Raw genomic sequence first — 13,220 nt, 5'->3', positions numbered from 1 at the left:
TTTTTCAAAGATATTGATTTGACGTTGTTAACCGCCAATTGTTACTTAGTAATTTATATTTATTACTAAAATTAAAGATACTAATTTTCAGTGGTAAGTTGTTTATCTATAATCCTATCGAAATAATCCTTCATAAAAGCTTTGCATGCTTCTTCAATTTCATCCATTTCTGGTGTTCTATTTTCAATAAGATTATCAACGAGTCCTTTATCATTGATACTAAAAAAACCAGTTGCTTTTTCCCCATCAAAAGTACAGATTAAATTACCACGTTGCAATTGATATTGCGTGCCGTTATAATTCATTACGTAAGGTTCAATTTCAGGTTCGCTTAATAAACTTCTTCCCCAACTTCTAAATGGTTTATCATAACCAATAGCATCTAACACTGTAGGATAAATATCTATTTGTTGAGCCAATTTTGTATCTACACCAACAAGAGTACTATCTGGCTTATAAATTAAAATAGGCACGGCTCCTCTATTGATAATTTTGTAATACTCATCCTTATAAAAGGATTGATTGGTATGATCAGCTGTTAGAATAAAAATAGTATTATTAAACCAAGGTTCTTTTTTAGCTGCTTCAAAAAACTTTTTAAATGCATAATCAGTATACCCTACAACTTGATGGATGGGGATATCGCCTTTAGGAAATTTATCTTTATATTTTTCTGGTGGTAGAAATGGCTCATGTGAAGTAAGCGTAAAAAGTGAAGCAAAAAACGGTTCCTTTTTAGTATCTAAAACCTCTTTGGTGAATTGCATAAACTCCTCATCCCATATACCCCAAAAGCCATCATCATCTTCATCATTTGCATATTCTGTCATCCCATAATAATGGTCAAAACCTAAAATATTACCAAAACCTAAAAACCCCATAGACCCATTGGGTGCCCCATGAAAAAAAGAAGTATCATAATTACGTTCTTTTAATGTAGAGACTAACGATTCTATTTTCTGATTGGCGTATGGAGAAGAGGTAAACGCGTGTTCAAAAGAAGGAATACCTGCTATTACTGATGACATACCATGAATGGATTTTCTTCCATTTGCAAAGGCATTGGTAAAAACAAGACTGTGCTCCGCCAGAGAATCTAAGAAAGGCGTATAACTTTTAAAATTTGGAATTTTCGTATCTTTATTAAAGGCTTTCCAATATTCTCGTCCATAACTTTCTACTATAAACACCACAATGTTAGGTGACGTTTTCGGGTTGTTTTTATACTGCTTTACAGGTTTAAAATACTTTTCAACAGCATTAGGATCAACCTGATATTTTACTTTCTTTATGTTAATTGTATTAAACGTTCTTATAAAAGCAAATGGAGAGTTTAATACAAAATCGGCTTGTTGTAGTTTAGTAACATGCCTACTCGCATCTACTAAATTTATTGGCCGAGTACTTTTCTTAAAATCACCTCCACGGATAGCTCCTATCATCATGATAACTAAAAAAACAAACACTAGGGTTGAAGATAAAAAATAACTCAAGTTACTTTTCTGATACCTTTTTGTATTTAATTTCACTTTATTGTAAAGGAAAACCCACAAGGCCGCAGCAATAAAAAACAGCAGGTATACATGCCAATAATTGGCTAAAAATCGAAAAAACATACTCGATTTATTCGATTCATTTTCTAATGTTTCAAAAACAGCTTTGGTCGTTCGGCTAAACGTAAACCTATAATATATAAAGTCTATAAAATTAATGGCATATGCGACTAGATTAAAGGTGAAATAAATTAAAAATAATAATTTTTGATACCATTTTTTAGTGTTTACTTTAAGAGGCAACAACGATAGCACTATGAACAAAGCATTTACATATAATATAGCTGCAGTATCAAATGCAAGACCATAATATGACAATCTAAAAAAATCATAAACGGTATCAATTCCTAATAAGTCACTATTGTAAAAATAGAATAAAACCCTAGCAATGAAATAAAAAAAATAGGCTAGTAATAACCTATAGAACATTATTTTATATTCATTCTTTCTTAAATAACTAAACATATACAAATAAGGTGTAGACTTCAAAAGTACAACTTATTGAATAAATTACTATTATTTTTAAATTTACAATTTTATTATGCGTGCATAGTATTTTTTTGTTATATTTGTAATATGCAAAAAGAAACGACGATCGATCACGCCTTAAGAGCAACCTGGCAAGCAGTTGCAAAAATGTACAATGAACAGGCCGCAAAACATGGCAGTACAATGTCTACAGCATTTGTTTTGTTAAATATCGATTATGAAAATGGAACACCTTCTACGGCACTCGGTCCATTAATGGGAATGGAACCTACGAGTTTGTCTAGAATTTTAAAAACGATGGAAGACAAAGGTGCTATTTTTAGAGAAAAACATCCCGAAGACGGTAGGAGTGTTCTTATAAAATTGACTGACTATGGAAAGGAAATGAGAAAAGTTTCTAGAGCGTCAGTTATCGCTTTTAACGAAAAAGTTAAAGAGGAATTAGATGAAGAAAAGTTAAATAACTTTTTTGAAGTAACTGAAAAAATAAATCAATTAATAGCAGAACGTGACATTTTCAATGAAAATAAACGTAAAGCGATTTAAAATAGTTAACAAATGAACAAAAGGCATATTAAAAAAGTAGCTGTTATTGGTTCTGGTATAATGGGATCTGGTATTGCATGTCATTTTGCCAATATTGGCGTAGATGTATTATTGTTAGACATTGTTCCTAGAGAACTAAACGACAAAGAAAAAGCTAAGGGGTTGACTTTAGAAGACAAAGTTGTAAGAAACAGATTGGTTAACGATGCTCTAACGGCATCCTTAAAATCTAAACCTTCTCCTATTTATAGTCAATCTTTTGCAAGTCGCATTACTACAGGTAACTTAGAAGACGATATTGCTAAAGTTGCAGATGTAGATTGGATTATGGAAGTTGTAGTTGAAAGACTAGACATCAAGAAAATGGTGTTCGAAAACTTAGAAAAATATAGAACTCCAGGCACATTAATTACTTCTAATACTTCTGGTATTCCTATTAAATTTATGAGTGATGGACGTAGTGAAGATTTCCAGAAACATTTCTGTGGAACCCACTTCTTTAATCCCGCTCGTTACTTAAAGTTATTCGAAATAATTCCTGGACCCAAAACAGATGCTTCTGTTTTAGATTTTTTAAATGAATATGGTGAGAAATTCCTTGGAAAAACATCTGTAGTTGCAAAAGACACGCCTGCTTTTATTGGAAACAGAGTTGGTATATTTAGCATCCAAAGTTTATTTCACGCGGTTAAAGAATTAGATTTAACCATAGAAGAAGTAGATAAATTATCAGGACCAGTAATTGGCCGCCCTAAGTCTGCAACTTTTAGAACTGTTGATGTTGTTGGATTAGATACTTTAGTTCATGTGGCAAACGGAATTAGAGAAAACTGTCCTAATGACGAGCGTTTAGAGCTTTTCAAATTACCTGATTTCATCAACAAAATGATGGAAAAAAAATGGTTAGGAAGTAAAACAGGACAAGGATTTTATAAAAAAACGGTTTCAGCTGAAGGACAAAAAGAAATTTTGTCACTTGACTTAAACACCCTAGAATATCGTTCTGCAAAACGAGCAAAATTTGCAACTTTAGAATTAACGAAAACGATTGATAAAGTAGTTGACCGTTTTAAAGTATTAGTAAAAGGTAAAGATAAGGCCGGTGAGTTTTATAGAAAAAGCTTTACGGCACTATTTGCCTATGTATCTAACAGAATTCCAGAAATTTCTGATGAGCTATATAAGATTGATGATGCTATGAAAGCTGGTTTTGGATGGGAACATGGTCCTTTCCAAATTTGGGATGCTATTGGTGTAGAAAAAGGAATCGAATTAATGAAAGCCGAAGGTCTAAAGCCAGCTGCATGGGTTAATGAGATGATTGCTTCTGGTAATACATCTTTTTATACAGTAAAAGAAGGTTCTTCATATTTCTATGATATTCCAACAAAAACACAAACTAAAATTCCTGGACAAGATAGTTTCATTATTCTAGATAATATTAGAGAAACAAACGAAGTGTTTAAAAACTCAGGTGTTGTTGTTGAAGATTTAGGCGACGGAATATTAAACTGTGAGTTCCAATCAAAAATGAATACTATTGGAGGTGATGTTCTTGCGGGATTAAATAAAGCTATTGACTTAGCTGAAAAAGATTTTGCTGGATTAGTGATTGGTAACCAAGCCGCAAACTTCTCTGTTGGTGCAAATATTGGTATGATTTTCATGATGGCTGCAGAGCAAGAATATGATGAGCTTAATATGGCTATCAAATATTTCCAAGATACTATGATGCGAATGCGTTATTCTTCAATACCAACTATTTCTGCTCCACATGGAATGGCTTTAGGTGGTGGTTGTGAATTGTCATTACACGCAGATAAAGTAGTTGCAGCCGCAGAAACATATATGGGCCTTGTAGAGTTTGGCGTTGGTGTTATTCCCGGCGGTGGTGGATCTAAAGAAATGGCATTGAGAGCATCAGACCTATTTCATAAAGGAGATGTGCAGTTAAATGTTCTACAAGAACATTTCTTAACCATTGGTATGGCAAAAGTATCTACTTCTGCTAATGAAGCTTTTGACACTAACCTTTTACAAAAAGGAAAAGATATTGTTGTTGTAAATAAAGACCGTCAAATAGCCGTAGCAAAACAACACGCAAAATTAATGGCAGATATGGGTTACACACAACCTGTTCGAAGAACAGATGTTAAAGTACTCGGTAAACAAGCCTTAGGTATGTTCCTTGTAGGTACAGATGCTATGGAAGATAGCAACTACATTAGTGAGCATGATCATAAAATTGCTAATAAATTAGCTTACGTAATGGCTGGTGGAGACTTATCTGAGCCAACGCTAGTGAGTGAGCAGTATTTATTGGATTTAGAACGTGAAGCTTTCTTAAGTTTATGCACAGAACGTAAAACTTTAGAACGTATTCAACACATGTTAACCAAAGGAAAACCTTTAAGAAACTAAGAACTATGAAAACAGCATATATAGTAAAAGCATATAGAACAGCAGTTGGTAAAGCACCAAAAGGCGTGTTCCGTTTTAAAAGAACTGATGAATTGGCCGCAGAAACCATCAAATACATGATGAAAGAACTGCCTAATTTAGACAAGAAACGTATTGACGACGTTATTGTTGGTAACGCCATGCCAGAAGGTGCACAAGGTTTAAATATGGCACGATTTATTTCTTTAATTGGATTGGATAGTGTAGATGTTCCTGGTGTAACCGTAAATCGTTTTTGTGCTTCTGGTGTTGAAACAATAGGAATTGCCACAGCAAAAATTCAAGCTGGTATGGCAGATTGTATTATCGCAGGTGGAGCCGAAAGTATGAGTTCAGTACCCATGACAGGCTTTAAACCAGAACTAAATTACGATACAGTAAAAGCGGGTCACGAAGATTATTATTGGGGAATGGGCAATACTGCAGAAGCGGTGGCCAAACAGTTTAAAGTTTCTCGTGAAGACCAAGATGAATTTGCTTATAATTCACATATGAAAGCATTGAGAGCTCAAGCTGAAAATCGTTTTCAAGATCAAATTGTTCCTATCAACGTAGAACAAACTTATATTGATGCTAATGGAAAAAAAGCAACAAAATCTTACACAGTAACTAAAGATGAAGGACCCCGTGCTGGAACTAGCAAAGAAGCGTTGGCAAAACTAAGAGCCGTATTTGCTGCAGGAGGAAGTGTTACAGCCGGTAACTCATCACAAATGAGTGATGGAGCTGCTTTTGTAATGATTATGAGTGAAGACATGGTTAAAGAACTCGGTTTAGAACCTATTGCTAGAATGGTAAATTATGCTGCAGCAGGTGTTGAACCTCGTATTATGGGTATTGGACCAGTAAAAGCAATTCCAAAAGCATTAAAACAAGCAGGTTTAAAACAAGCGGATTTAGAATTAATTGAATTGAACGAAGCATTTGCTTCGCAATCTATCGCGGTAATTAGAGAGTTAAGTCTAAACCCAGATATCATTAACGTAAATGGTGGTGCAATTGCACTCGGACATCCTTTAGGATGTACTGGAGCAAAATTATCTGTGCAACTTTTTGATGAGATGCGTAAACGCAATATGAAAGGTAAATATGGTGCAGTTACCATGTGTGTTGGTACAGGTCAAGGTGCTTGTGGCATTTTTGAATTTTTAAACTAAAAAAAGAACTTAATAAAAATACTATAAAATGGCAGATTTAGAAAAAGACATCCTTCGTGGAGGTCAATTCTTAGTAAAAGAAACAAAATGTGAAGACGTTTTTACTCCTGAAGATTTTTCAGAAGAGCAAACAATGATGAAAGAATCAGTAATGGAATTTAATGATCGTGAAATCATTCCTCATAAACCTCGTTTTGAAGCCAAAGATTATGCTTTAACGGAAGAAGTGATGCGTAAAGCTGGAGATATGGGATTTTTAAGTGTATCCGTTCCTGAAGCTTATGGAGGAATGGGAATGGGATTTGTTTCTACAGTATTAACTTGTGATTATATTTCATCTGGAACAGGTTCATTTAGTACTGCTTTTGGTGCTCATACTGGTATTGGAACATTGCCAATTACACTTTACGGTACAGAAGAGCAAAAACAAAAATACGTACCAAAGTTGGCAACTGGAGAATGGTTTGGAGCGTATTGTTTAACAGAACCTGGAGCTGGATCTGATGCCAACTCTGGTAAAACAACTGCTACACTTTCTGCCGATGGTAAAACATACAAAATTAACGGTCAAAAAATGTGGATTTCAAATGCAGGCTTCTGTAGTTTGATGATTGTTTTTGCTCGTATTGAAGATGATAAAAATATTACAGGCTTCATTGTTGAATTTGATAAAAACAACCCTAATGGAATTACTTTGGGTGAAGAGGAGCATAAACTTGGTATTAGAGCTTCCTCAACACGTCAAGTATTTTTTAACGATACTGTTGTTCCTGCAGATAACATGTTGGCTGGTCGTGGCGAAGGTTTTAAAATTGCAATGAACGCTTTAAACGTTGGTCGTATTAAATTGGCTGCAGCTTGTTTAGATTCTCAAAGACGAATTTTAAGTATCGCTGTAAATTATGCTAATGAGCGTAAACAATTTAAAACGCCTATTGCTGATTTCGGTGCAATTAAAACGAAATTAGCAGAGATGGCAGCTAGTGCTTATGCTGGCGAATCTGCAACCTATAGAGCTGCAAAAAATATTGAGGATCGCATCGCTATTCGCGAGGCTTCAGGCAACTCTCACCAAGAGGCTGAGTTAAAAGGTGTTGAAGAATATGCAATTGAATGTTCTATCCTAAAAGTGGCCGTATCAGAAGATGTTCAAAATGCTGCAGATGAGGGTATCCAAATTTTTGGTGGCATGGGATTCTCTGAAGAAACTCCGATGGAGTCTGCTTGGAGAGACGCTCGTATTGCTCGTATATATGAAGGGACTAACGAAATTAACAGAATGCTTTCTGTTGGTATGTTAGTGAAGAAAGCCATGAAAGGTCATGTAGATTTATTAGGACCTGCTCAAAAAGTTCAAGAAGAATTAATGGGTATTCCTTCTTTTGAAACTCCTGATTATTCTGAATTATTTTCAGAAGAAAAAGAAATGATTAAAAAGCTTAAAAAGACCTTTTTAATGGTGGCTGGTGGTGCTGTTCAAAAATATGGACAGAACTTAGAAGATCATCAACAATTATTAATAGCAGCCGCAGATATCTTAATCGAAATCTATATGGCAGAATCAGCAATTTTAAGAACTGAAAAAAATGTTAAACGAACTAGCGAAAAAGAGCAATCTGCACAAATCGCTATGGCAAAATTATATTTATATCATGCGGTTGATATCGTTGAAGAAAAAGGAAAAGAAAGTATTATTTCTTTTGCCGAAGGCGATGAACAACGTATGATGTTGATGGGACTTAAACGTTTCACAAAATACGCTAACTATCCAGATATTGTTGATTTACGTATTGAAATAGCTGAGAAAGTTAAAGCAGAAAACAAGTATTGTTTTTAAAAGTAGTATACTCAAATAATTTTTTATTATAGTGGATAAAACCGTTTTCTATATACCATATTTATGTTGGTATTGAAAACGGTTTTTATTTGAAGGGAATTAATAATCATTTACTAATAATTCACCCAAGTGTCACCTTGAACGTCCCGACTGACAAGGTAATATTTAAAATTTACTTTATGGATATTACTAAAAACTGGAAGGCAATAAGAAATCATTTTAACAAAAGTTTCAAATCGAATTTACATGTGTCAATCGCGTCTGTAAATTCCAATAACCTTCCCACAGTTACTCCTGTTGGAACTCTATTTTTAAATGGTGATCAAACAGGATTTTATTTTGAAAAATACATATCAAAACTACCAGAAAATGCAAAATCGAACAATAATATTTGTGTTTTGGCCGTAAATAGTAATAAATGGTTTTGGTTAAAATCATTATACAAGTTGAAATTTAATAACTATCCTGCACTTAAATTATATGGCAAGCTTGGCACAAAAAGAGAAGCCTCTGAAATTGAAATCAGTAGATTAAAAAAAAGAATGAAATCTACAAACAGTCTTAAAGGCAATAAATACCTATGGGGAGATATGGTACATGTTAGAGAAATTAGCTTTACCAACGTAGAGAAAGTTAATATTGGCAAAATGACTGCCCATCTCTAATCTTCTCACTTTTATTTCCTAAATAACTTTTTAACACAACGCTATTATCAATTCGTATACTCTTTTTACCTCATTTCTTCAATATCAAGTATTATAATTATATTCGCATATCTAACTTAAATTTTCAAAATGTCTAAAATCAACCTACTCTTTTTTGTTGTTATTTTTCTTTCACTCAATCTCACTGCTCAAGATGAAAAGTCCAAAAAATGGGATGTTTCAAATCCCGAAGGCGATTGGAATTTTAAAGAAGTTAAATTGAATACAGATGAAGGCACTTGGATGAATGTAGATGTGAGTCCTGACGGAAAAACGATTGTTTTTGACCTATTAGGTGATATTTATAAAATGCCAATAACTGGTGGAAAATCGACACTGCTAAGACAAGGTCTGGCTTTTGAAATACAACCACAGTTCAGTCCAGATGGTAAAAAGATTCTATTTACAAGTGATGCTGGTGGTGGTGATAATATTTGGACAATGAACACAGATGGTTCGGATGCCAAACAAATCACAAAAGAAAGCTTTAGATTGTTGAATAATGCTACTTGGATGCCTGATGGTGATTTTATTATCGCTAGAAAACATTTTACTTCTGGCAGATCTTTAGGGGCAGGAGAAATGTGGATGTATCATATAACTGGAGGTTCTGGAACTCAATTGACAAAAAGAAAAAATGACCAACAAGATGTAAACGAGCCCACAGTATCACCTGATGGAAAGTATTTATATTATAGCGAAGATGTATATCCCGGCGGAGCATTTAATTATAACAAAGATCCGAACAGTCAGATTTATGTCATAAAGAGATACAGCTTTGAAGATGGCAGTATAGAAACAATAACAGGTGGACCGGGTGGAGCTGCACGTCCTCAAATATCACCAGATGGTAAAAAATTAGCGTTTGTAAAACGCGTTAGAACAAAAACAGTACTCTATATTCATAATTTAGAAACAGGAGAAGAATTTCCTGTGTACGACAACTTAAACAAAGACCAGCAAGAGGCTTGGGCAGTATTTGGAGTGTACACTCGCTTTAGTTGGATGCCTAACAATAACGAATTGGTATTTTGGTCAGGTGGTAAAATCAATAAACTAAACATTGAAACCTTAGCAGTAAGCAACATTCCTTTTGAAGCAGAAGCCACTATCAAAATTGCGAAAGCAGTGGAGTTTGATAATCCTGCATTTACAGATAGTTTTACAGCAAAAGCAATTAGAAACACAGTGACTTCTCCTGACGGAAAATCAATAGCTTTTAATGCTCTGGGACATATCTACACTAAAAAATTACCAAATGGCACACCAAAGCGATTAACGAAAGGAAATGACATTGAAGCTGAACCTCAATTTTCTCCAAACGGAAAAGAAATAGTGTATGTAACTTGGAACGATGAAAATTTCGGTGCCATTTATACAGTATCATCCAAAGGAGGTAAATCAACTAAAATAACTATTGAAAAAGGAATTTATAGAATGCCTTCTTTCAGTAATGATGGCAACAAAATTGTCTATGTGAAAGAAGGAGGTAATAATGAGCAAGGGAGAACGTATTCGAAAAAATCCGGTATTTACACTGTAAACAAAGATGGTTCCGACAATAAATGGCTAAAAGTAAGTGGTGAATATCCAAAATTTTCGTCATCAAATCAACATATTATCTATCAAACAGGAGGAACTTATTTTGGTAACTTAACAAAATCCTTAAAAAGTGTTGATTTAAATGGACAACAAGAAAAAACATTAATCACCTCTAAATATGCAAACAGACTAGTACCAAGCCCAGATAACAAATGGCTTGCGTTCAGTAATCTACACAACGTATACTTGGCACCGATGCCAACAACCGGTCAAACATTAGATTTAGATAATAAAACGAAAGCAGTTCCTGTTTCTCAAATTTCAAAAGATGCAGGTACGAACTTACATTGGTCTGATGATAGTAAAACGGTACACTTTACCTTAGGTGAAGAATACTATAGCAATAGAATTAATGAGCGATTTACATTTCTTAAAAACTCACCTGATAGCATCGCTCCACCTAACGATAAGGGACTCAAAATAAACTTAGTGGCTAAAATGGATACCCCTATGGGTAAAATAGCATTTACGAATGCAAGAATTATTACCATGGAAGGTAGTGAGGTTATTGAGGATGGAACCATAGTAATTGAAAAAAATAAGATCACCGCTATTGGTAAAACGTCAGACATAACCATAGACTCGGACACTAGAGTTTATGATGTTGCCGGTAAAACAATTATGCCGGGGATGGTTGATGCTCACGCACACATCGGCGGATTCAGATATGGTCTAAATGCTCAAAAACATTGGCAATTCTATGCCAATTTAGCTCACGGGGTAACAACTTCTCATGATCCTTCGGCAAACACAGAAACTGTATTTACATTGGCCGAAATGATTAAAAGCGGTGAGATGGTAGGGCCTCGCCTCTACTCTACTGGATTTATTTTATACGGTGCTGATGGCGATTTTAAAGCCGTTGTTAATAGCTTAGATGATGCACGATCTTCTATTCGAAGAACCAAAGCTTTTGGTGCTCTATCTGTGAAGAGTTATAACCAACCACGACGTGAACAACGTCAACAAATTTTACAAGCAGCACGTGAAGAGGGTATTTTTGTGGTTCCAGAAGGTGGCTCTACGTTTTATCATAATATGACCATGATTATGGATGGACATACAGGTATAGAGCATAACATTCCAATTGCCCCAGTTTATAAAGATGTCATAACTCTTTGGAGTAATAGTAACACAGGGTATACACCTACTCTTATTGTAAATTACGCAGGTATGAGTGGTGAGTATTATTGGTACCAAACCACCAATGTATGGGAGAATGAAAAATTATTAAAATATACCCCTAGAAGTATTGTTGATGCCCGATCTAGACATAGAACAATGGTGCCTATGGAAGAATATGAAAATGGACATATATTAACTTCAAAAACAGCTAAAGCACTTTCTGACGCTGGAGTTAAAGTAAATTTAGGTGCTCACGGACAGTTACAAGGCTTAGGTGCTCATTGGGAGTTATGGATGTTACAACAGGGAGGTATGACCAACCATGAAGCCTTACAAGCAGCAACTATTAATGGAGCTGAATATTTAGGTATAGGTAATGATGTTGGTTCTTTAAAAGTAGGTAAACTCGCAGATTTAATTGTCTTAGATAAAAACCCTCTAGATGACATCCAAAATTCAAATAGTGTAAAATATACTATGGTAAATGGTAGATTATATGATACTGAAACCATGAACGAAATTGGGAATACCATAAAAAATAGGACTAAATTCTATTGGGAAAACAATAATTACAACCAAGCTTTTCCTTGGCACGAAGAAGCTCAAAGTTTTACGCAACCCGGATGCGGATGTGTAGTTGGGCATAACTAAAAAAGATGTATCGTTTCGCAATGCGGGACGATACTTCTCTTTTTTTTAAATTAATTGTCACGCTTTGGGTTTTACAAAAAACTATAATTTAACTAGTAGTAAATTTTGAGACAACACACACAAATTGCACTATAAGAAAACACCTTTACAGCGTCACTCAACCAACGACTATAGCATTTTTTAAGGTTTTTTCAGTTCGAGAATCACGACTAATTTAGGAGAGAGCTACTTCGTTAAAACAAAAGTAGGTTTCGACTCCGCTCAACCAGACAGCAGTAGTGTTAATTCTTTTACTTGAAGGCTTTTAACTTTTTAATAGTTCTACTTATTCTTCACATAAATCAATTTAAATCTTTTATTACCTTGATCACGTTGTTCAATTTCAAATTGCGTAAGCGACTTGAATAATGGTGTTAACTTATCAAAACCAAAATTACGAGCATCAAAATTAGGTTGTTTTTTAATAATTAGTGAGCCTACATCCCCTAAAAATGCCCAACCATCATCATCGGCAGCATCTGAAACAGACTGTTTTAACAAGCGAATTGTTTTTGGTGTTATTTTATCTAAACTTGGCTTCTTTACTTCTGGTTTACCATCTTGCTGCTCCGTAAACGTTTCTAAAATTTCTAAATAAATAAATTTATCACAGGCTACAATAAACGGATCTGGCGTTTTCTTTTCTCCAATACCAATAACTTGCATTCCAGATTCTCTTAAGCGTGTTGCCAACTTTGTAAAATCACTATCCGAAGAGACCAAACAAAAACCATCAATGTTTTTGGAATATAATATATCCATCGCATCAATAATCATGGCTGAATCTGTGGCATTTTTTCCTGTGGTATATCCGTATTGTTGTATTGGATTAATAGCATTTTCCAATAGGACATTTTTCCATTTGTTCAAATGTGGTTTCGTCCAATCTCCATAAATACGTTTAATTGTAGGAGTTCCGTACTTGGTAATCTCTTCCATCATCTCCTTTATGTACTTTGACGGAATATTATCACCGTCTATAAGTACTGCTAATTTTATATCTTTAATCATACCTGTAAATATACTAAAATAACTTAGGTTAATAAAGCATATAAAG

8 protein-coding genes are annotated in these 13,220 nt (G+C 34.4%); 6 read left to right on the top strand and 2 right to left on the bottom strand.

The features are described from left to right. Positions 1-80: 80 nt before the first annotated feature. Positions 81-2,018, bottom strand: a complete 1,938-nt coding sequence (locus FF125_RS05350; protein WP_138952419.1) for an LTA synthase family protein — start codon at positions 2,016-2,018, stop codon at positions 81-83. 111 nt (positions 2,019-2,129) lie between these two features. On the opposite strand from FF125_RS05350, the gene FF125_RS05345 reads away from it, so the two are divergent. The 6 genes from FF125_RS05345 to FF125_RS05320 all read left to right on the top strand — a co-directional run bounded on the left by FF125_RS05345 (position 2,130) and on the right by FF125_RS05320 (position 12,124). Next, a complete protein-coding gene (locus tag FF125_RS05345) occupies positions 2,130-2,588 on the top strand; it encodes a MarR family winged helix-turn-helix transcriptional regulator (RefSeq protein ID WP_138948810.1) in 459 nt (152 codons plus the stop codon). A 12-nt stretch (positions 2,589-2,600) separates the two neighbouring features. Beyond that, positions 2,601-5,009, top strand: a complete 2,409-nt coding sequence (locus FF125_RS05340) for a 3-hydroxyacyl-CoA dehydrogenase/enoyl-CoA hydratase family protein (RefSeq protein ID WP_138948809.1) — start codon at positions 2,601-2,603, stop codon at positions 5,007-5,009. Positions 5,010-5,014: 5 nt separating this feature from the next. Continuing rightward, positions 5,015-6,205 (top strand): acetyl-CoA C-acyltransferase, encoded by a 1,191-nt coding sequence (locus FF125_RS05335; protein WP_138948808.1) that lies wholly within the window; start codon positions 5,015-5,017, stop codon positions 6,203-6,205. A gap of 28 nt (positions 6,206-6,233) precedes the next feature. Next, on the top strand, positions 6,234-8,042 hold the full coding sequence (locus FF125_RS05330; RefSeq protein ID WP_138948807.1) for an acyl-CoA dehydrogenase family protein: 1,809 nt from the start codon (positions 6,234-6,236) through the stop codon (positions 8,040-8,042). Positions 8,043-8,221: 179 nt separating this feature from the next. Next, entirely contained in the window at positions 8,222-8,707 is a 486-nt protein-coding gene (locus FF125_RS05325; RefSeq protein WP_138948806.1) for a pyridoxamine 5'-phosphate oxidase family protein, read from the top strand. Between the two features lie 129 nt (positions 8,708-8,836). After that, positions 8,837-12,124: an amidohydrolase family protein gene (locus tag FF125_RS05320; protein WP_138948805.1), complete on the top strand. Its 3,288-nt coding sequence runs from the start codon at positions 8,837-8,839 to the stop codon at positions 12,122-12,124. Between the two features lie 321 nt (positions 12,125-12,445). Here FF125_RS05320 and FF125_RS05315 read toward each other — a convergent pair whose 3' ends face one another. Further along, positions 12,446-13,174: an NYN domain-containing protein gene (locus tag FF125_RS05315; RefSeq protein ID WP_138948804.1), complete on the bottom strand. Its 729-nt coding sequence runs from the start codon at positions 13,172-13,174 to the stop codon at positions 12,446-12,448. Between the last annotated feature and the right edge of the window lie 46 nt (positions 13,175-13,220).

It is taken from the genome of Aureibaculum algae, assembly GCF_006065315.1.
In the GTDB taxonomy this organism is placed as follows: domain Bacteria; phylum Bacteroidota; class Bacteroidia; order Flavobacteriales; family Flavobacteriaceae; genus Aureibaculum; species Aureibaculum algae.
The sequence above is the reverse complement of the archived record's forward strand: the minus strand, read 5'-3'. Positions and strand labels throughout refer to the sequence as shown.